The following is a 19442-nucleotide window of genomic DNA, read 5'->3' as shown; positions in this document are numbered from 1 at the left end:
CATCTCTTCCAAGAGGTTTTTCATGGTTTTTTCTCTCACGTCAATTCTCACGAATATTGGTACGCTTTGTCGAAAACATGCATGGAAAACCTTTGGATTTTTTGCTCTCTTAGCTGCTTTATCTTGTGCGTACACTGTAACGCATCTTGGCATTACCACTGAAACAGACCGCCTCTTCTCTGATTCTCTGCCTTGGAAACAAAAAATCTCAGAAGTTGAACATCTTTTTCCTGGAGAAAAAGGAACACTTGTCGCCGTTATTAGAGGAAAAACACCAGAAGAAGCGCAAGACGCAGCGAAACAGCTAGCCGATAAGCTTTCTCAAGATACCGTTCATTTCAGTTCCGTCAGCTTACCAAATGCCAATCCCTATTATCTCGACCGCGCGCTTCTTTTCCTTGATGAGACACAACTTCAATCTCTATTAGATTCCCTTGTTTCTTCCCAAGCTTTTTTAGGAACTTTGGCCGCAGATCCCTCAGCCAGAGGCCTTTTCGGATCCTTTACCCTTATGGGAAAAGGCATTGAAGCTGGCGAAGACATTCCCGCTGATTTCAATAAGCCTCTTAATGGTTTAGCCGAAGCACTGACACAAAATGCTAAGGGAGATTATACCCCCCTTTCTTGGCAAAAGCTTCTTCTCTCGGATTTAGATGCGCTTGCCGCGGGGCCGGAATTTGTTTTAACCCATCCCAAACGGGATTTTAACTCCCTTCAACCTTCCCAAGCCTCTACAACGGCAATGCGAACGGCTTTTAACGATCTGAAACTAGCAAAAGATGGCCGTGTTAATCTTCTCATTACGGGCGAAGCAAAAATTAACGATGAAGAGTTTGCGACTGTTGCTGATGGTATGACAATCAGCCTTGTGCTTTCAATCGTTTTAGTATCTCTTTGGCTTTTCTTAGCGGTGAAATCTCCTCGAATTGTTTTTCCTGTTTTAATTACGCTTATTTTTGGTCTCATTTTAACAACAGGTTTTGCAAGCATCAGCGTTGGAACTCTCAATCTCATTTCTGTTGCCTTTGCCGTTCTATTTGTTGGCATTGCCGTAGATTTTGCAATTCAATACAGCGTTCGTTTCCGCAGTCAAAAAGATATGAATGCAGGAGAAGCCATTGATCAGACCTCCAAAGAATGTGGCATTCAAATTTTGGTCGCTGCCCTTGCAACGGCGGCAGGCTTCTTAGCATTCACCTTCACAAGCTTTGTAGGCGTTGCCCAACTCGGAATCATTGCTGGCGTTGGCATGCTCATTGCATTTATCTGCACCATCGCATTGTTACCTGCTCTCCTTATTATTTTTAAAGCACATCCAGATAAAGCAGAAACGGGATTTGCATTCATGCATCCTGTGGATCATAAAATTAGAAAATACCGTGCTATTGTTTTAGGAATCTTTGGAATTTTAGCCCTCTTGGGAATTGGACTCCTCTATTTTTTAAAATTTGATTCCGACCCTTTACACACCAAAAATCCAAATACAGAGGGTATGCAGGTTCTTCATATTTTAGAAGAAAATCCTTTCACCACCCCTTACAATGCACAACTTTTAGTTTCAAACTTTAAAGAGGCGGCTTCAAAAGCGAAGCAATTTAGTCAGTTAGCAAAAGATCCAAATTCAACGATCCACGATGTTCTTTGGCTTGGTGCCATCGTCCCAGAGCATCAAAAAGAAAAGTTAGACATCATTGAGGATAGTTCAGACCTCATCTTGCCAACGCTTGATGCTATTAACAATCCCGAGCCAGCTCCAAATGCGGAAGAACTTCGAAAAGCAGCTAAAAAAGCCGCAGAAGAACTTAATAGTGTTAAAGACAAACTTTCTGAACCTTTATTAAAATTACAGGCCGCAATGAATGTTTTAAGCGAAGCGCCTGATGATGTTTTAATCAAAACCAATAATGCTTTAACGTATTATCTGACACCACAACTTACAAAATTGCTTCGTATTTTGCAGCCAAAAGAAACAACTATCGCGGATATTCCAAAGGATTTGCGCCGTGAATATGTCTCTCCTGATGGACGCTATTTACTGATTATTCATCCTAAAGGGCATATGTCAGATTCCTCTGTCTTGCGCCGTTTCGTTGATCAAGTAAAATCTGTCGATCCAAATATTGCCGGTCCTGCGCTTGAGATTACCGAAAGTGCCAATACCATTGTCAAAGCCTTCATTACCGCTGCTTTTGCCGCGATTGTAATGATTTTCATCATTCTCTTTATCAATCTGAGACGCCTCTTAGACGTTTGTCTTGTCCTTGCTCCCCTCATCCTTTCAGCACTCTTAACCGTCATAATAGACGTTTCAATTCCTGAACCTCTTAATTATGCAAATGTGATTGCATTACCCTTATTACTGGGCGTTGGCGTTTCTTTTAACATTTACTTTGTCATGAATTGGCGTGCAGGCCTATCAGATCCCCTCAGCTCGCCAACAGCAAGAGCAGTTCTTTTCTCTGCGTTAACGACTGGATGTGCCTTTGGCTCTCTTGCCTTATCAGCGCACCCTGGAACAGCTTCTATGGGAAGATTATTACTTTTTTCTCTTGCGGCAACCCTCATTTGCACATTAGTGTTTATTCCAGCCCTTCTGCCTAATCACAAGGCAGAACCTCTCATCAAAGAATAGCTTTAGGATATTTCTTATGAAGTTACGTTTTTCTCTACTCGCAGGAATTGCCATTCTTGCCACAGGAACCTCTCTTAATGCGTACGCAGAGAGCGAATGCCCACTTCCTTCAGGAAATGAGCCTTTAGCAACACGGCAGCTGCAGCAACAAGAATGCCTTAACCAGAAATTACAGGATCGTTTAAACGATTTTAACCAAAAACAAACAGATAGCCTAAAAAGCATTCAAGACAAACAGCAAGAACTGCAAAATGCTTCTCAAGACAGGCAGAAAGAACTTCAGGATAAGATCAATCAAGAGCAGCAGGCCTATAATGACCGCGCACAGCAGATCCAAAAGGATCAACAGGATGCAATCAACCGTCTAAATGATCTTAAAAAGAAATATACTTCCCTTCCAAAGGGTCAGCAGAGTCAATTTAAAGATCAACTCGAAGCCCAAAAAAATAAAATGCTTCAAGAACGTGACACATTTTCTTCCAACTACCAACAACAAAAAGGCCAACTTCAAAACCTTCTTGGACAAAACAAAGATCAACTCAACCAGATGAGAGATCAGAACAAACAAGCTCTTGCTGATCTTAAAAAGAATAATCAAGATACTGTTAATGATTTAAAGAAACTTTTCTAAGCTTCTCTCTTATAAAAAGAAAAAGCTCCTAATTTTTTCAGGAGCTTTTTTTATATAATCTAAGATCTAAATCACGACCATTCGAATAATTCTTTCCCTTAATTTGTCCTACTTCTTTCAACGGAATTCCCTCTTTTTCGGCCAAATGAAGAGCATCTCCTTCCCTTTTCATATCCAATAAAAGCATATCGCAAGCATTTTTATCTTTTAAAAGCGAAATTGCTTGCTCTGGTCCAGAAAGAATAACTCGCTCTCCGCCAACCAGAAAGACAAGGCTAGGCTCTTTGTCTGAAATCGAAATCAGATGGCTTGTAAAACAAGGACGTTCTTTTTCAAAAACATGCGAAATTTTCTCTGAAAGATGAAAAAGTGGAAAAACAGGAAGTACAAAAAAATACAAACTTAACTCTAATCCTAACGCCCCACCAATAATCCCCAAAAAAGCCTTTAAAAAGGAATTTTTAAAAAGGAAAAAAAATCCTAAGAAAAAAGAACAAAAAGTAAGAATAAGAAAAAAATAGAAAAAAGGATTCGTATGAATTTCTTCTTTTTGAAGCAAAAAAGGAATTCCAAGAAAGAGAATTAAACTTAAAGCAATCCAGCAAATAGCATACAGCATTTTAAAAAAACGAACACTTTTCCTAGAAGAGACAGGCAAAACAAAAAAATATGCCGCACTCAACAAAGCAATCGCAGGATAAACGGGTAGGACATAATGTGGGAGTTTTGTTGGAATAAGCTCAAAGAAAAGCCAAATAGGAAGAATCCAGCAAAGTAAAAAACGTATTTGCCACTGGAAACGGTCTTTCCATATGGAAGGCAGTGATTTTATGAATAAATAACTGCCTGGCCAAAAAGAAAGTAAAAAAATGCTAACGTAATATAAGGGCGGAAAACCATGCGTCTCCTGTCCGCCCTTCACCTTTCCTAAAAGATTATGCTTTAAGGCAAAATCAAAAAACTGACCATTTGTTCTGAAATAAATTGCAATATACCAAGGCGCAGCAATACAAAGCGAAAGCCATATTCCTAAGGGATGCAAACGCCGCCAAATCTCTTTGCCACTCCCGGTTAATGAGAGCGCAAGTGGGGTTAGCAAAGCAGGTAACAAAATCATCGGCCCCTTAATTAAAAGACCGAAGCCAACAATAGCCCAATAGGCCAAACTATAGCGATAAGATGTTTTTTCTGCCTTTTCCTGCTGTCGTAAAATCACCGCAAGAATGGATGCCAATCCCATAATGCACGCTAAAAGACAGGGGTCTGGCGTTGCTAAACGGCTTTCAACGCTAAAAAGAACACTCGTTCCTAAAAGACAAGTTGCTCCAATCCCAATCCAAGGAGAAAAAAGAACTATCCCTATAAATGTTGTCAAAGCTCCAACAATAGCTGTTGCCACCAAAGCAGGCACACGATAAATCCAAGGACTTAGAGAAACATCCGTTCCCGAAAAAAATTCCTGCGTTTTAAGAGAAGCAACTTCTAGCCAATAAAGTCCTACAGGTTGATGATTACGTGCGGTTTCTTGGAAATGAATTTCAATAAAATCATTACTCTTTTCCATCTGACGGCTCGCTTGCATATAACGAGCTTCATCCCGATCAAATGGTGGAAGTGTCATTCGTCCTGGAAGTGCAAAACACACTAAAATGAAAGCACCTAGAATTAAAAAAGAACAAACACGAAACTTCTGCATGAATCAGTGTTCTGAAAAGAAAATATGGCGATATCTTTTAGAAAGCCAATAAACACCCAACAAATCGACTATTCCTATCAAAGCTCTAGAATAATTTGTATATTTTGAGTGACCAAAGAGTCGAGAGCGATGAATAATTGGAATCATGCACACACTCCCTTTTCTCATTTTCATAAAAGCAGGCAGAAAACGGTGCATCCCCTCAAATTGGGGTAAAGAAAGAAAAACATCTTTGGAAAAAACTTTTAAAGGTGCAGCTGTATCTGAGCAATGATCTTTTAAAAGAAAGGAACGTACTCTATTTGCTATTCTTGTTGCAAAACGACGTGAAAGCTTATCTTCACGCTTTTGGCGTATCCCAATAACAAGAGGATCTTTCCCCTCTTTGCTTAGAGAAAGTGCTTTCTTAAATAACACTGGAATGAAAGCAGGATCATCTTGCCCATCAGCATCCATTGTTGCGATCCAATGCGACTTTGCTTGAGAAATCGCAGTGTACAAAGAGGCCGATTTTCCGAGAGATTTCGGATGAGAAAAAATCCGAATAGGAAGGTTTAAAACCTTACGCGCTTTTTTTAACGTGAAAAGTGTCTGATCAGAACTGCCGTCATCCACAACTAAAATTTCAAGAAAAGGGAATTTTTGGTGTATAGATGCGATTTCTTCAAAGACGGGAAAAATATTACGCCCCTCATTTAAAGCTGGAAGAATCAGCGATAAATCAAGGGGCATCTAAATAATTTCCAAAAAAAATTAGGAAGCGTGACCAACTTCAGAAAGGCCAGAGAGAGCCTTTTCTGTCATTGCTTCGCGAAGTTTTTGATTTTGAGATAAGTCTTTTTCAAGAACTTCAGAAGCAATTTTAAGCGCCATATCCAAAACTTCCTGCTGCAAGGAAGCCTGCGCTGAACGTTTCATAACCTCAATTTGCTCTTCTGTTCTTTGAAGATAATTCCCCGCTTCTTCTTTAAGGCGCTGTTGAGTTTCTTTTTCCAAGACCTCAGCATCTGCTTTTGATCTCTCAATCATAGCCGCTGCTTCTTCCTGTCCTCTTTTACGTTCTTCTTTTGCACGAAGCATCATTTTTTCTGCCTCAGCACGGAGAGAAGCGGCCTCTTCTAAATCAGAACGAATAACGCTTGCCTTTGAATCAAGTAGCCCCCTTAAGGCATCCCAAAGTTTGCGACCAAAAATCACAAAGAAAACAACAAAAGCAACACCCACCCAAGTCCGTGGATCAGCAAATATAAACATTAGAGTGACCGCTCCTTACTTTATTTATTCTAAGCGAGATATTTCCGAGCCTGCTGAAACATGAACAACTTACGCTCTTCCTGCTTCTCAGCGACGTCACTTTCCTGAGAGTTATTGGCAAGGCAACGCCCAACAATAAATTCCGATACAGGAACAACAATTTCAGGTAAATCTTCTCGTGTTTTCTTTACAGAGGCTGACATTTCTTGAACAGCAGAATTCATTTTTGCATCCATCTGACGACGAAGCTCTTCTTCCTGCAGTTTCAACTTTTGGCGATGTTCGTCCGCCATCTTTTGCATAATTTTCTGAGTTTCTAAACGAGAAGCTTGAAGCTCAGCCTCAATTTCAGATTGCAAAGTCTCTGCCTCCCTTTGGGCATTTTTGGCATAAGCCAAATCCCCTTCAATCCGATCTTCACGCTCTTTCAGCATTTTCTCAAGCCCAGGCATCACAGTATAACGCAACGCCAGCATAAAAATGACAAAAACAACAGCTCCCCACAAAACCTGAGCTTGGACTAACCAATTACCAAACTCGAGCTGAGGCATACCCTCTGCATGAGCAAAAGCAGGGAAAGCAATGCCTCCAGTGACGAAAAGGATTTTTTTCCCTTTTTCAGCACAAAGGGATGAAATTTTACTACGCATCGCTCTCCTGCTCCAGTAGTCCATTCGTAAAAAATAAAGAAAATTATAAATCAAACGAACAGGATGATGAAAGCAACCAACAATGCAAACAAAGCAATAGCTTCTGTCAAAGCAAAGCCAAGCATGGCAATACCAAAGACCTGAGAACGTGATGCAGGGTTGCGCGCAACAGAACTGATAAGAGCCGCAAAAATGCTACCAATACCAATACCAGGGCCAGCAAGTGCCATCACCGCCAAACCAGCACCACCTTTATGTGCAATCTCGACAAAAGCAGCAGCAAGCTGAACTGTACTTTGTTCCATTTTTATTTTCCTTTTTTCTTAAAAAAACCCGCTACTCACACAAAGAAACAATACCGGGCGACAAAAATCAACAACCTCCAAGAGCGTTAGTGAGCCTCCCCACCAACAGCCTCTCCAAGATAAATACAAGCAAGCAAAGCAAAAATATAGGCCTGCAATCCACCGACAAGCAACTCTAAGCCTATTAGAGCCATATTAAGAATGATCGGCACAATACCAAAAACATACCCAACAACTCCGAATCCCGCCAACATGATGGTCCCCACAGCGAACACTTCCATCAGAACATGCCCAGCGACCATATTTGCAAAGAGTCGGACTGAAAGGCTAATGGGACGAGAAAGCCAAGAAAGAACTTCAATTGGAACCAAAATCGGAGAGAGCCACAAAGAAACACCGCTAGGCATAAAATGCTTAAAGAAACCGATCCCCTGAAAAAACAAGGAAGCCAGCAACGCCATAACAAATACAACAATTGCCAAAGCCAGTGTCACAGCAATATGGCTTGTGTATGTGTAGGAATACGGCAACAAACCGATATAATTTCCGGCTAAAATGAAAAAGAAAAGTGTAAAAATAAAGGGAAAAAAGAACTTTCCCTTCTCTCCCATATTCTCTTCCACAATATCGCGGACAAAAGTGTACGCAAATTCAGCAGAAACCTGCAAGCGACCGGGAACGATGGCTTTTTTACGCATTGCAATCCAAAAAAAGGCGCAAACCAAAATTGCACCGAATAACATAAATAAAGGAGCTTGAGATATCCCTAGTTTTTCTCCGAGATCACCAAACTCAGGGTGGAGTTGAAAGCCTTCCATCACGTCAATTTTAGATTGAGCAGGCATGCTGACTTTTCCTTGTTACTAAGACCTAAACGATTCTATAGGCGAAAAACCCGCCCGACAAAGCGAGCGCCACATATTTACCAAGCCAGCGAAGAACCCCAAAAACACAAAAATAATGAAGAAGACAATTCGATAGCTAAGGCAATAGTCTATTGTATACCCTATAACTCCTCCGACGATTAACCCCGCAATCAAATCACTCACAAGATGAAGCGCTAGGTTCAAACCAGAAGACAAGCTTAATTTAGCATCTTCTTCTATATTTTCCAAGAATTCTTTAGAATCTAATTCGCTGGGGGACGCTTTTCCATACCTTCGCTGCTCCAAGCGCTGAATACGTTCAGAAAAAGAATATTTTTCTCCCCCACTCTCCATAGCTACCCCTCTGTCCCTGTTCTTGACTCTTTAAAAGGCAGTTTTAAACTTTCTGGCGCAGAGGCAGAGCGTTTGCGAGAAAAAGATGCCGTCCCATCAATTGCCTTATGATCTGGTATTTCCTTACCAAGATAAAGCTCTGCCAAGGATCTAAAAATATAATCCATCATTGAGGTTGCATATTGAATATTTCGTCCCCCCTCAACCTCTCCGAACGGCACGAACTGACTATATTTAAATTGCTCAACATAAGCTTCCAAGGGAACACCATATTGAAGACCCAAGCTAACAGCTTGACCGAAACACTCCATCAAACCTTTTGCCAGCGGAGACTCCTTGACCATGTGTATTTCCAACTCTGCAGGTGTCCCATCTTCGAACTCCCCAATTCGAAAGAATAAATCTCGATTGTCCAAAAGAACACGTTCACTGACACTTTTTTTCCGAGCTGGAGCAAGGTGGCGCGTTCCCCTTTCAAGCTTCGCCTTAACTTCACAAACATCGAAATTAGGCAATGGTGGTAAACAACAGCCAACTTCTTTAACAACCTCACGCATCTTCAGATGCGCTTGATTTCCGGGCATAGAAAAACGCTTTTCTCCAGCAACAACTAAGGCCAATGCATTTTCTGCAGTTAAGCCTTGGCGCATCAAACGGGAAGTAAAAGAGTTTCTTACTTGCCCAGCTTCATCTAATGGAGAAAAAATTGGCGCCAAACCACATGCCTCAACCCCCAGCAAGCTATCAACTGGATTTGGCGCTGAAAAACCGACCTTCAAGAAAAAAGATGACTTTTTCTCTTGATCTAAAAATTTCTTAGTTGCGCCTAACCTCTGCAGAGAACACAAAATCTTTGTACAAAACTCATATGCAGCATGGCGCATCTCTGATGGCGCATCTAAAGGAATTAAAGAATCAGCACCCTCCAAAAGGTGAAAAGCTTCCTCTCCCATGTAAGATGCTAGTTTAGCGAGAACAACAATTCCCTGCGCAGCACTGCGACCAGCAGTGGAATCGTATTCCAATCCCATCGCTGCTAAAGCAGAATCCAGATCACTCAAAAGAAAAGAAGCTTCAAAGGCTTCCGAATGGAGCTTCTCATCCTCTTTCTCCGTCCGCTCTTCCTCAAAAAGACCTAAAGAACCTTCTTCAAAAATTGGCAAAAGCGGCATCGAAAGATTGGAACGGGCCTCAACAACTTTTTTAAGTCCTTTTGCTGCCATTTCTAAACATGCCAAAAAATGGGACGCCTGAAAGATCCCCTCTTCCACAAACGCACTCAGGCGAATGACAAAGGCAGGTGGCGTAGAAAGATCCTTTTTCCATAAAGAAACCGATGGAGCCATCTGCCGCAATAAAAGCAAGCCAATAAAACCATCTCCCAAGGCATTTTGAGAGAGATCTTCAGAAGACGGCGCCATTAAATTCAACCACCAAGTAGCCTCAGATTGCAAACGAACTGTTCCAACGGATGCACTCGCAAGCTGCTCTAATGCGTAGCTAGAAATATCTGGCCAGACAGCTGGAAAGACAACTTTTCGAGGCTCTCTTTCTTCATCAAAAAAATCTTCCACCTCAAGCGTCCGCATCTGCACACCCGCCCAGCAATTCTCATTCCTATTGCGTTGCCAAATAGATGTGAAAGAAGACTTTTTATCTGCCATAATCTTAGCTTTTGTCCGTTTTTAATATTTTCAAACAGCCCGATTCCAAAAGTTCTCCCGAACATTATAGGGAATGGCCTACTTCTTAATAGCGCATCTTTAAGAGACCTCAAGCCCCCTTAACAAAGGACACTCCAAATTTTATATCTATAATCATTCTAATGAAAATAAGAGATAATAGTGGCAGGATTGTTTTTTTCTGTTATTTTTATTGAAAATGATGCTGTCTCACGGAGTATTAACTTTTCACGATGTCTGTTTTCCAAACTACAAAAAATTCACAAGCTTTTTGGGAAATCATGACAGGTTTTTTCTTAATCTTAATTGCTGCAACCTCTGCATTTCTTGCCTTTTCCTCTTTTCACCGAAATACATTAAAGAGCTATTCTATTTCAGCTATTTTCTCTCGTGTTGATGGTCTTGAAATTGGTTCGGACGTCCGCCTTTCAGGGGTCAAGGTCGGTGCTGTTCAAAAACTTTTCATTGATCCAAAAACATGGCAAGCACATGCAATCTTCTCTCTTGAGAATAGGGTAAAACTGCCAATAGATTCAAATGCGATTATTACCTCCGACTCTCTTCTTGGTGGGAAGTATATTTCTTTAGTCCCCGGTGCAGACGACAAAATCTTAAAAGCCAATGAAACAATTTCAGACACGCAAGGCACCGTTAGCCTCGAAGAACTGATTACGAAATTTGTCTTCTCAAGCGAAGACAAAAAATCTACAACTTCATCCCCTCAAAACTCTTAAAAGCTTATCCTCATGCCTGACAAAACTTCAGACTTTACTTGGTTGGATGAAAATAACCAAAAACTCGAATGCACAGAAAAGCTCCGTCTGCTGAATGAGAACGAAAATGAGCTCTCTCAAATGACACAAGATATTTTTGAGGATGGTATTGCAATGGGCGTTTCCAAAAAATGCATGAATGAAGCAATGAAACGACTGCTTTTGCGCCTTGCAGCATCCTTCTCCTTTTTCGCTTTTTTCACAGCAACGCTAGCCAATGCGCAAGAAGCTCAAACGCCGCCTTCACCTGCTCCCGCCCAATCACAATCTACGACACCATCTGTCCCCGAGTTTTCTCCAAAAACCCAAGCAGACAATACCAATGATCAGACTCCGGCAACACAAGCACCCATCTCCTTAGGTTATCGCCCTTCTGTTCCCCCAACACTTTTGCCCGCCCCGTCACTCTATCCTGCGGATAGCTGGGAAGGGAGATCTGTCGGCGTTATCCGTATTTTAGACAGAGTCAATTCAGAAACAAAAGAGCTTGAAATTCCCGTAGGGGCAGAAATTAATTTTCATCATTTAACAATCAAACTCTACACCTGCAACCAAAAGCCGAAAGGCTTACCTGCGGATACGGCAATAAGATTAAGTCTTTCCGAAACACCTCTGGCAAAAACAGATACCTCTGAACCTTCACAAACACGTCAGTTTGAAGGATGGTTTTTAGCTGCAGAGCCTGCTGTCAATGTTTATCCAAGCCCCCTTTATAATGTCCAAGCGGTTCGTTGTGCTGGCGATCCAGTCGCCCCATTTTTACCAGAGCTTAAAAAGGAAGCCCCTCCTCAACCGCAGCCTTCATCTCAACCGATTCCTAACCAAAACGCTTCCTCTCAGAATCCTGAACAAAAAGAAACGCCCCATAGCATTTCACCAGTTGAATCCGTGACGCCTCCCGCGCAAACAGATCCACAGGATTCCAATAATAATGGTACTCCTGTTTCCCCAGCACCAGACGCCCAACCTCCTCAGAATACAGAGGCAGCGCCAGCTTCGTCTAACGAGACTTCAGCATCTTCTGAGTCTATCGCTTCTCCATCCTCGGATTCTAAAACATCGCAAGAGCTTCCACCGATTGATCCGCAAACAACTGTTGCCGTTGGAGATGCCCCCGCATTGCCGCCTACAGAACCTAAAGAAGTTGCAACATTAACTCCTGCCACCCCACCTCCAGGCGTCTTGGCACTCCCTTTTACTTCTGACCAGAATTCAAAAGAAAAGAAAAAGCATAAACATCATAAAAAACACGATAAGCATGGCTCTTCTGAAGAGAATTCCCAAGATTTTTCAGGCACTGACCAATGAATCTCTTTCTAAAACGAATGGCATCACCAACAGCACTAGGGGTATTTTTCATGCTGTCTGGTGCTTTTGCATTTGGAACAGCACAATTCCTGCAACGCATCATGCATTTAATGCCTTGCGAACTATGCTATCTCGAAAGAAAGCCTTGGATTGTTCTTTTTATCCTCGGAATCATTATGCTCATTTCTAAAAAACACTTCTTTAAGTCATTAGCGACCTGTGGCTGCGCTGTTATTTTAATCTCCTTAGGATTGGGTGTTCTCCATATCGGTGTTGAGCATGCTTGGTGGCCAAGCCCTTTCCCTTCTTGTGCTGCTCAAACAAGCCTCTTCAAAGGGGGCACAGCACATTTGTTAAATAATCTGCCAGAACTTCCCTCCAAACCCTGTGATTTTCCAGATTATCTTTTAGGCTTACCACTGACTTTGTGGAGCTTCATTTATAGCGGAATCGTTTTTTTAGGGACGGGACTTCTCATTTATATAAATGTTATGAAATCATCGTTAAGCACTGAAAAATAAAAATGCCAGAAATGCGCTTTCAATCCATCTATTCCCATGGCTTCTGCCGTGTAGCTGCTGCACGCCATAATGTTGCACTCGCACAACCTCAGAAAAATGCAGATCTCATTTTAGAAATCCTTCAAAAATGCCATGAACAGCATGTCGCCCTCGCCGTTTTCCCTGAACTTTCGCTCACGGGTTACAGTATTGATGAGCTTTTTTTTCAAAAAACCATCCTTGACGAAGCACTAAACGCCCTAAAAAAACTGATCACCCTTTCAAAAAAATACAACACAGTTGCCATTGTCGGCCTTCCGCTTCTTCACGGGCAGACCCTCTATAATTGCGCTGCTATCCTCCATCAAGGAAAACTTCTTGGTATCGTTCCAAAAAGCCATATTCTTTCAGAGGGTGAGTTTTACGAAGCACGTTATTTTGCCTCAGGAAAAGAAATTTCCCAACAAACAATCTTGCTCTGGGAAGAAGAATATCCTTTCGGAACAGATCTTCTCTTTCAAGCTAAAGATCTTCCAAACTTATGTTTCGGTCTTGAAATCTGCCATGATTTATGGGTACCCAGTGCGCCTGGAATTTCTCTTGTAAATGCTGGCGCTCTCCTTATTGCTAATCTTTCCGCTTCTCCTGCTTTAGTTGGGCGTCCAAAAGATCGCACTTTATTATGCGCCTCCTACGCACAGCGCCTTACCGCAGGCTATCTTTACGCTGCCTCAGGCTGGGGGGAATCTACAAATGATCTAACTTGGGATGGACAGCTCCTCATCTGTGAAGCTGGTAATCTTCTCGGCGTCACCTCCTCCCCCCTACCAGATGCTCAAACTTTGCTCATACGCGATATTGACCTAGAATCATTACGTGCAAAGCGTCTCAAAACAAATTATTTCAAACAAATCCCGTCTGAAACGACTCAAAAAGCTTTTAGGCGAATCTCTTTCAAATTAAAGCCTAAATTTAAGGATATTGGTTTTAAACGACCTTTTTCTGCGTTTCCGTTTCATTTTTTAAAAGAAGATGAAAATGACCGGGCATTAGAGACCTTAAACCTTCAGGCTGCCGCTCTCGCTAAGCGCCTGATCGCTAGTCATGCGCAAAAAATGGTTATTGGCATTTCTGGTGGACTCGATAGTGCATTGGCTCTCCTTGTCTGCTGTCGTGCAGCAGAAATTTTAAACTGGCCATACAATCAAATTGTTGGCTGCTCTCTTCGGGGATATGGCACTTCAAAAACAAGTGAGATGCTTGGACTTTCTCTCATGAACAACCTTCATATTTCCATCCATGAAATAGATATTCGGCCCATCTGCCAGACCGTCTTTAAAAGCTTAGAGCATCCGGCTTCAGAACTCCCTTTGACCTCATTCTATACACAAGATTTAGACAAAAGGATTTTTGATCTCACTTTTGAAAATGTCCAAGCCGGCATACGAACAGACCTTCTTTTCCGCCTTGCTGGGAAAGAAAACGCAATTGTTGTCGGGACAGGTGACCTTTCAGAATTAGCTCTTGGATGGTGTACTTATGGTGTCGGTGACCAAATGGCGCATTACAACGTAAATGCTGGCCTTCCGAAAACACTCATTCAACAACTTGTTAACATTTTTTCACAAAACGATATCTTCCATCGTTATAATGATGAAACAAAACATATCCTCAAGCAAATCGCAGAGCGTCCTATTTCGCCTGAATTGCTTCCTGCACAAAATGAAGACTGCCCTCAACAGACAGAAATCTCGACAGGTCCTTACTGCATACAAGATTTCATTCTATGGCATGTTTTGAAACATGCGTCTTCTCCAGAGCGCATTTTTTTCTTATTAGAAAAAAACTGGGGAGAATCTTGCTTGAACGCTGAAAATCTAGACACAAACCAACCAAAATTTTCAAAAAAAGTGTTACTTAAATGTCTAGAAATTTTTGGGAAACGTTTCTTTAATTTTAGTCAATTTAAACGGACTGCAATGCCCAATGGACCGAAAATTTTACCAGATATCGGCCTTTCCCCGCGAGGCGATTGGCGAGCCCCCAGTGATTTGAATTGTGACATTTGGCAAACACAAATCAACGAAATAAAAAAAATATTCCATATTTCATAAAATAAGCTTTCATCTTCGTAAAAACAAAGTAGAGTTTAAAAAACAAAGATTGCTTTCCTTTCGTTTTGGGATGGCTTATGAAAATGTAAGAAATTTACATTTTTAGTTAAAATTATCTTGATACTTAACGAAAAATACTAGGGATACCTACATTCGCATATGCCACATCATTTTGCACCGAGTGCTGGGAGTTCTACAATCCCAGGGGGGGGCTTTGATAATAAATCAACGATGCTCTTCAAAGCTGATGAAAAAAGCTTAAACCATCATTACGATACGACAATGCTTCGTGTTCAGTCAGGTCTAAACACACCCTTAGACCAATCTCTGGCTGTTCAGGACAGTGTTTCTGGCGCAATGAGGATGGAAGCTCGCCCCTCTTCCCCAAGTGTTACTGGGGTTGAAGCCAACGTAAATAATCCGTTGCTTTTGCATCCAGACACCTTAACTGGCGCCAATGCTACTGCACAGCAATTTAATTCTTTTGCTGAACAGCCCTCTTGGCTTCAAAAGGCTTCTCTGCTTCAGGACGGCAAACCTATTGAAGATACAATTTCTGCCGCTGGCCTTGATGGCTCACAGAATATTAATAATATTTCTGTGAAAGGGAGTCCTTACTTTATTTCTGGAACTGGCCAAGACACAATTCAAGCTGTTGGTGTCACCGTCGCTGGAGGCGGTTCTCCTTTCACAGATACAGTCGCGGGTACGTTGCAGGGTCTCAAAGATATTCAATCAATGCCTTCTCTCAAAGATGCGATGACGCCAGGTCTTGCTAGCCAAGATGCTCTAGCGACTCTCCGTCCTAAATTAGATGACAAAACGCATCTTGTTGATGTGTTGCATCAGGTTGATCATCAAGTCTCTATTGATCTTGGTAAAGCTTCTGGTGTTACCTCTCAAAATGATCTTTCTCAAGTTGAGAAAAAGCAAGAGGATCTGGTTCGGAGCTTTACTAAGGACGATGAATTGGCTGCCAATTCTAAGTCCTCCAATGATGCGGTTGTGAGTTTGCTCACCGAAGAAGAGCGCAAACGTATGGCTATGAACATCAACTTTCCTGCTTCGCCATTAGGTGGCAATGGCGGTGGTGGCCCATTTGGCGGCGGTCACTAAAAACATTTAATCCCCTGAAAGAAAAATGCTTTCAGGGGATTTTTTTGTTCTAAACAAAACATTCCAACCAAGCAGATATAAAAAAAACCTCCTTATTTTAAGGAGGTTTTCTCATTGAGAATGACGTTTATTAGCCCTGACGAGCTTTCATACGAGGATTCTTTTTATTAATAACGTAAACGCGACCTTTACGACGAACAATCTGGCAATTCTTATCGCGCGTTTTAGCAGATTTTAGACTATGACGTATTTTCATGATGCACTTTCCACGTCTAAGACGCGTCTTATATTTGTGTTAGTAAAAGTCTTACGGGCATTCTTGAGTCTCAACGAGATCAAACCAATAAGAAAAATTTCAAGAACCATATTCCCTATTTTAAGGAAAAAGTCAAATTCACTCCCTGAAAATACTTCAATGAAGATGTGAAATTAATCCTAATAAAAGCGCCAGAGCTGCGAGACCACTCCCTCCCATTCCGCAAATAGCTGCACGCGCATTTACCCGATTATTTTCAATCAGTGCTTGCTCAATTTCGGTAAGGCTCGTGAGACCTATATCAATTTGGTCAAAAGCCTTTTCCATTGAGACTTGCTGTAGTTTAAGAGAACCAAACGCTTTAACTGATCTTTCTGGCAAACGCAGACGGGAAGCATCCCACCAAAGCTTGGCTGAGAGGCCTGAAAAAATACTGGACCCTAAAGCGGCCCAGCCAACAAGATCTGCACATATCTGACTAAACAAGCAAAGAGCCCTTTCTTTATTTTTGAAGGTTAGAATGAGATTCTGTAGATGGCAGAGCCATCTTATACGTCTCCCAATGTTCTGAAAGCTCACGTACGACGACGGAAGCCACAGAATAAACATTATTTACAGAAGCTTCTAGCCCTACATAGCCATCATTTTCATCTTCCCCTTGTTTAAACATATCAGCCGTCTTTTTTCCATCTGGAGGAAGATCGAAATTACTAACAGAGCGAAAAATGAGTAAACGGTTTGGATCCACAAGGCCCTGTTTCGCTTCTCTTTCGAGCACCAGCGGAACAGCCAGATCTTCCATTGCCGTCGTCGCAAGCCAGCCTTTCCCGTCCGTCCAATAATCGACCCATCTTTCTGCCCAAGCATTACTATGCGGACCTGCCCAAAAAATCTCGCTTGAAATAACATCTCCAAGAGTGACTTGTGGCGCTTTCTGCGCTGCTGGATAAGAAGGATAGGCTCTACGTGCCTCTTCCAGTCGTGGATTATCAGATAATGCAAGCTGAGAAGTTTTTTCAAACGCCCATTCTACGAGAGAAGGATTCAACGCATAAACCATCTCACCGCTTTGAGAATGTGCCTCTGGCCTTGGAATAGGGTAAGGCTCGCTCGATTGCACAGGAAGGTAAGGATCCTGCCAACCTTCTGGCATATCCCTTGGATCAATCATATGAGACATCCCCCCATTGACGACATAGCGCGCCAAAGCAACACTCCCAAGCGAAATTTTATACGGATCGCCTCCTGCTATTCCAGCTAAAACAAAATAAGATTTTGAAAAATCAAAACGTGAATCTTTCAGTAAAGCCGTTAAAGATTGAGCAACACTGGTATGGCCTTCTCCCATGAGCAAAGCCAAAACATGATCCTTCTCATTGTAAAAATAATGCCCTCGATAGCTATCTTTCGCTTCAATTTTTTTATCTAAAGGATAATTTTCTACCCAATTTTGAAGCTCTCCAGCCTGATCTCCACTATCCTTGCCAATTTCAAATGCCGTTAGCACAACGACTCTGACCGGTATTTTTCTTTGTTGCTGTACTTTAACTGTTTTAGCCTGAGCCGCTTGTGACTCGTTACTTGGCAATGTAAAAAAGGGAAAAGTCGCTAAAACGCCTGAAAGAAGAAGCGTCTTTAATTTCCTATTTTTCCAAAAAAACGTTTTTGTCATTCTTTATTTTCCATTTTTGAAAATATATTTACTTTCGAACTTGAAAAAACGCTTCTCAAGATTCCATTCTTGTTTGGCCTTCTCATTCTTCTCAAGATAACGCTGACATTTTTCAGTCAGAATATGCGAAATGAAGGCAGATCGGCAAACTGAAACTGGCCTTTCTCCTACCTTATACCCCTTTTCCCAAAAGCCTTTTCCAGAAAGAAAAGCATGTTCCAACCCAACACGGCTAAAACCTTTCAAATCCTGATAAGAAACCCCTTGATCTAAAACTGCTCTTTCATATTCTCTTGTTAGACTGCCACGCGAGATTCCTTCATCATCTGTCGATAAAGAAACAGGCACATTAAAGCGTTGATATAAGGATAACGGATGATTTTTTCCTTTAATCTCCAAAATTTCATCATTCGAAGTTAGGTTGATTTCAACTAAAATATTTTTTTGAGCCATTTTTTTCAAAAGTTTCTGATAGTTTTCTTCTCCCGCAATATCTACCCCATGCCCTATCCGCTCTGCACAAGCGACTTCTACGGCCTGCCAAATATGATTTTTAAGCGCTGTTTCTGGCACCAAATCACGGGTTAATTCTCCAGCATGTAAAGACAAATGCACTTTTGGATATAATTTATGAAAATATCTGAACATTTTCATATGCAATCCATAATCTTTTAACGCGACTGACGCATCCTCAGGAGCTACAAAATTTATGCCGACAAACCTAGGATCTGTTGAAGCTAAAACATAAGCGATAGAAAGCTGCGTAAAAACCTGCCTTGAAGAAGCTGTCCGAATAGCCTGATAAAGATAACGCGTGTTCACAGCACAACCTGCTTGAGGATGCTTTGTATGACAACCAAGAAGCAAATCACTACGCTTCTGAGCAGCATCAAGCTCTTCTCTGGAGCGATTTACCAATTCTGGTAAAGACGGATGAAGCGCCTGATTCCATTTTTTAAAATGCGCAACATCAAGGGACGCATCTCCAAACTGCTGAAGTCTATTCCCTGTTTCCATCGTAAGCGACAAATCTGGCGTAATCATCAACTCTAGATATTGCACATGATCTTTTGCAGCACGGGTGCGTGCCTCTGCAATCATATCTCCAACCCGATCAGGCCGCAAACCAAGATGCTGAAAGGCAGCAAAGAAATGATCATGCCCCGTTTCAAAGGTTGCATGAGGTCTAAAATGCCGCATAGACATAAGATCAATCAGTGCCTCTCGTCTCTCAGGCTGATCGAAAAGTTTAACAGCGGATTCAAATTTTTTAGAATCTTTTTTAGGACAAGAGTTTGGTAAAATCGTATTTGTTGTTAAATCAAGACAATTCCCATCTGCCTCTGCCCAATTCAAGAAACTCTCGGCATAAACCGCCCCAATAAGGTGATTATGTAAATCAGAACCTTTAGGAAAATCCTGTAAAAAAACGCTTAAAAGTTGGGGATTTTTTGCTTTTTCATCTAAAACCGCCTGCCCTAAAGGCAATGCGGCTGGAAATTTAACAGCCGTCTCTGAAAAGGCGACAGGTGAGAAAGAAAAAATACCCAAACAGAAAGCTGTGAATGAAAAGACTCCCCAAAAACGGCATCGGAGCTTTTGAGAAAAATCCATCATTTAGGGCTCTTTTCTA

Annotated in this window: 19 protein-coding genes; 7 read left to right on the top strand and 12 right to left on the bottom strand. The window is 41.7% G+C overall.

Translation table 11 applies throughout. From position 1 onward, the window contains the following. Window positions 1–22 precede the first annotated feature (22 nt). Entirely contained in the window at window positions 23–2632 is a 2610-nt protein-coding gene (locus tag FAI40_08930) for an RND transporter (GenBank protein ID QCE35443.1), read from the top strand. Between the two features lie 16 nt (window positions 2633–2648). Further along, entirely contained in the window at window positions 2649–3263 is a 615-nt protein-coding gene (locus FAI40_08925) for a hypothetical protein (protein ID QCE35442.1), read from the top strand. A gap of 37 nt (window positions 3264–3300) precedes the next feature. Here FAI40_08925 and FAI40_08920 read toward each other — a convergent pair whose 3' ends face one another. The 8 genes from FAI40_08920 to FAI40_08885 all read right to left on the bottom strand — a co-directional run bounded on the left by FAI40_08920 (window position 3301) and on the right by FAI40_08885 (window position 10052). Continuing rightward, on the bottom strand, window positions 3301–4959 hold the full coding sequence (locus FAI40_08920) for a glycosyltransferase family 39 protein (protein QCE35441.1): 1659 nt from the start codon (window positions 4957–4959) through the stop codon (window positions 3301–3303). A 3-nt stretch (window positions 4960–4962) separates the two neighbouring features. Next, the gene (locus FAI40_08915; protein QCE35440.1) at window positions 4963–5691 is read right to left on the bottom strand and encodes a glycosyltransferase family 2 protein; all 729 of its coding nucleotides are present in this window, start codon (window positions 5689–5691) and stop codon (window positions 4963–4965) included. 21 nt (window positions 5692–5712) lie between these two features. After that, on the bottom strand, window positions 5713–6213 hold the full coding sequence (locus FAI40_08910; protein QCE35439.1) for an ATP synthase F0 subunit B: 501 nt from the start codon (window positions 6211–6213) through the stop codon (window positions 5713–5715). A gap of 29 nt (window positions 6214–6242) precedes the next feature. Beyond that, window positions 6243–6917 carry an ATP synthase F0 subunit B gene (locus FAI40_08905; protein ID QCE35438.1) on the bottom strand — a complete coding sequence of 225 codons (675 nt, stop codon included), beginning with the start codon at window positions 6915–6917 and terminating at the stop codon, window positions 6243–6245. Then, window positions 6914–7168 carry a F0F1 ATP synthase subunit C gene (locus FAI40_08900; GenBank protein ID QCE35437.1) on the bottom strand — a complete coding sequence of 85 codons (255 nt, stop codon included), beginning with the start codon at window positions 7166–7168 and terminating at the stop codon, window positions 6914–6916. Before FAI40_08900 ends, FAI40_08905 begins: the two co-directional genes overlap by 4 nt. Window positions 7169–7254: 86 nt before the next feature. Then, on the bottom strand, window positions 7255–8013 hold the full coding sequence (locus FAI40_08895) for a F0F1 ATP synthase subunit A (protein QCE35436.1): 759 nt from the start codon (window positions 8011–8013) through the stop codon (window positions 7255–7257). An 18-nt stretch (window positions 8014–8031) separates the two neighbouring features. Next, on the bottom strand, window positions 8032–8388 hold the full coding sequence (locus tag FAI40_08890) for an AtpZ/AtpI family protein (protein QCE35435.1): 357 nt from the start codon (window positions 8386–8388) through the stop codon (window positions 8032–8034). Window positions 8389–8390: 2 nt separating this feature from the next. Further along, a complete protein-coding gene (locus FAI40_08885; protein QCE35434.1) occupies window positions 8391–10052 on the bottom strand; it encodes a vitamin B12-dependent ribonucleotide reductase in 1662 nt (553 codons plus the stop codon). A gap of 251 nt (window positions 10053–10303) precedes the next feature. Between FAI40_08885 and mlaD the strand changes: the two genes are divergently transcribed. From mlaD to FAI40_08860, 5 genes are all read left to right on the top strand, one after another. Continuing rightward, on the top strand, window positions 10304–10804 hold the full coding sequence (gene mlaD / locus FAI40_08880) for an outer membrane lipid asymmetry maintenance protein MlaD (GenBank protein QCE35433.1): 501 nt from the start codon (window positions 10304–10306) through the stop codon (window positions 10802–10804). A gap of 12 nt (window positions 10805–10816) precedes the next feature. Continuing rightward, complete coding sequence (locus FAI40_08875) at window positions 10817–12151, top strand: DUF2155 domain-containing protein (protein ID QCE35432.1); 1335 nt, start codon at window positions 10817–10819, stop codon at window positions 12149–12151. Further along, window positions 12148–12672 (top strand): disulfide bond formation protein B, encoded by a 525-nt coding sequence (locus tag FAI40_08870; protein QCE35431.1) that lies wholly within the window; start codon window positions 12148–12150, stop codon window positions 12670–12672. Before FAI40_08875 ends, FAI40_08870 begins: the two co-directional genes overlap by 4 nt. Window positions 12673–12674: 2 nt before the next feature. Next, window positions 12675–14765 (top strand): NAD(+) synthase, encoded by a 2091-nt coding sequence (locus tag FAI40_08865; GenBank protein QCE35430.1) that lies wholly within the window; start codon window positions 12675–12677, stop codon window positions 14763–14765. Between the two features lie 159 nt (window positions 14766–14924). Next, on the top strand, window positions 14925–15881 hold the full coding sequence (locus FAI40_08860; protein QCE35429.1) for a hypothetical protein: 957 nt from the start codon (window positions 14925–14927) through the stop codon (window positions 15879–15881). 130 nt (window positions 15882–16011) lie between these two features. On the opposite strand, the gene FAI40_08855 is transcribed toward FAI40_08860, so the two are convergent. The 4 genes from FAI40_08855 to FAI40_08840 form a co-directional block, all read right to left on the bottom strand. Next, window positions 16012–16137 (bottom strand): 50S ribosomal protein L36, encoded by a 126-nt coding sequence (locus FAI40_08855; GenBank protein ID QCE35428.1) that lies wholly within the window; start codon window positions 16135–16137, stop codon window positions 16012–16014. Window positions 16138–16293: 156 nt separating this feature from the next. Next, on the bottom strand, window positions 16294–16623 hold the full coding sequence (locus FAI40_08850) for a hypothetical protein (protein QCE35427.1): 330 nt from the start codon (window positions 16621–16623) through the stop codon (window positions 16294–16296). A 16-nt stretch (window positions 16624–16639) separates the two neighbouring features. Next, window positions 16640–17809 carry a purine nucleoside permease gene (locus FAI40_08845; GenBank protein ID QCE35426.1) on the bottom strand — a complete coding sequence of 390 codons (1170 nt, stop codon included), beginning with the start codon at window positions 17807–17809 and terminating at the stop codon, window positions 16640–16642. Between the two features lie 3 nt (window positions 17810–17812). Further along, window positions 17813–19426, bottom strand: a complete 1614-nt coding sequence (locus FAI40_08840) for an adenosine deaminase (protein ID QCE35425.1) — start codon at window positions 19424–19426, stop codon at window positions 17813–17815. Between the last annotated feature and the right edge of the window lie 16 nt (window positions 19427–19442).

The organism is Acetobacteraceae bacterium (assembly GCA_004843345.1).
Lineage (GTDB): Bacteria > Pseudomonadota > Alphaproteobacteria > Acetobacterales > Acetobacteraceae.
Note: the sequence above shows the minus strand (reverse complement) of the source record. Positions and strands in the feature narration are given on the sequence as shown.

Excerpts from the sequence above, each read along its gene's own strand:
- FAI40_08900 (QCE35437.1), bottom strand. The coding sequence starts at position 7,168 with ATGGAACAAAGTACAGTTCAGCTTGCTGCTGCTTTTGTCGAGATTGCA.
- FAI40_08865 (QCE35430.1), top strand. The coding sequence starts at position 12,675 with ATGCCAGAAATGCGCTTTCAATCCATCTATTCCCATGGCTTCTGCCGT.
- FAI40_08845 (QCE35426.1), bottom strand. The coding sequence starts at position 17,809 with ATGACAAAAACGTTTTTTTGGAAAAATAGGAAATTAAAGACGCTTCTT.
- FAI40_08860 (QCE35429.1), top strand. The coding sequence starts at position 14,925 with ATGCCACATCATTTTGCACCGAGTGCTGGGAGTTCTACAATCCCAGGG.
- mlaD (QCE35433.1), top strand. The coding sequence starts at position 10,304 with ATGTCTGTTTTCCAAACTACAAAAAATTCACAAGCTTTTTGGGAAATC.
- FAI40_08925 (QCE35442.1), top strand. The coding sequence starts at position 2,649 with ATGAAGTTACGTTTTTCTCTACTCGCAGGAATTGCCATTCTTGCCACA.
- FAI40_08890 (QCE35435.1), bottom strand. The coding sequence starts at position 8,388 with ATGGAGAGTGGGGGAGAAAAATATTCTTTTTCTGAACGTATTCAGCGC.
- FAI40_08910 (QCE35439.1), bottom strand. The coding sequence starts at position 6,213 with ATGTTTATATTTGCTGATCCACGGACTTGGGTGGGTGTTGCTTTTGTT.
- FAI40_08915 (QCE35440.1), bottom strand. The coding sequence starts at position 5,691 with ATGCCCCTTGATTTATCGCTGATTCTTCCAGCTTTAAATGAGGGGCGT.
- FAI40_08840 (QCE35425.1), bottom strand. The coding sequence starts at position 19,426 with ATGATGGATTTTTCTCAAAAGCTCCGATGCCGTTTTTGGGGAGTCTTT.
- FAI40_08870 (QCE35431.1), top strand. The coding sequence starts at position 12,148 with ATGAATCTCTTTCTAAAACGAATGGCATCACCAACAGCACTAGGGGTA.
- FAI40_08920 (QCE35441.1), bottom strand. The coding sequence starts at position 4,959 with ATGCAGAAGTTTCGTGTTTGTTCTTTTTTAATTCTAGGTGCTTTCATT.
- FAI40_08875 (QCE35432.1), top strand. The coding sequence starts at position 10,817 with ATGCCTGACAAAACTTCAGACTTTACTTGGTTGGATGAAAATAACCAA.
- FAI40_08855 (QCE35428.1), bottom strand. The coding sequence starts at position 16,137 with ATGAAAATACGTCATAGTCTAAAATCTGCTAAAACGCGCGATAAGAAT.
- FAI40_08885 (QCE35434.1), bottom strand. The coding sequence starts at position 10,052 with ATGGCAGATAAAAAGTCTTCTTTCACATCTATTTGGCAACGCAATAGG.
- FAI40_08895 (QCE35436.1), bottom strand. The coding sequence starts at position 8,013 with ATGCCTGCTCAATCTAAAATTGACGTGATGGAAGGCTTTCAACTCCAC.
- FAI40_08930 (QCE35443.1), top strand. The coding sequence starts at position 23 with ATGGTTTTTTCTCTCACGTCAATTCTCACGAATATTGGTACGCTTTGT.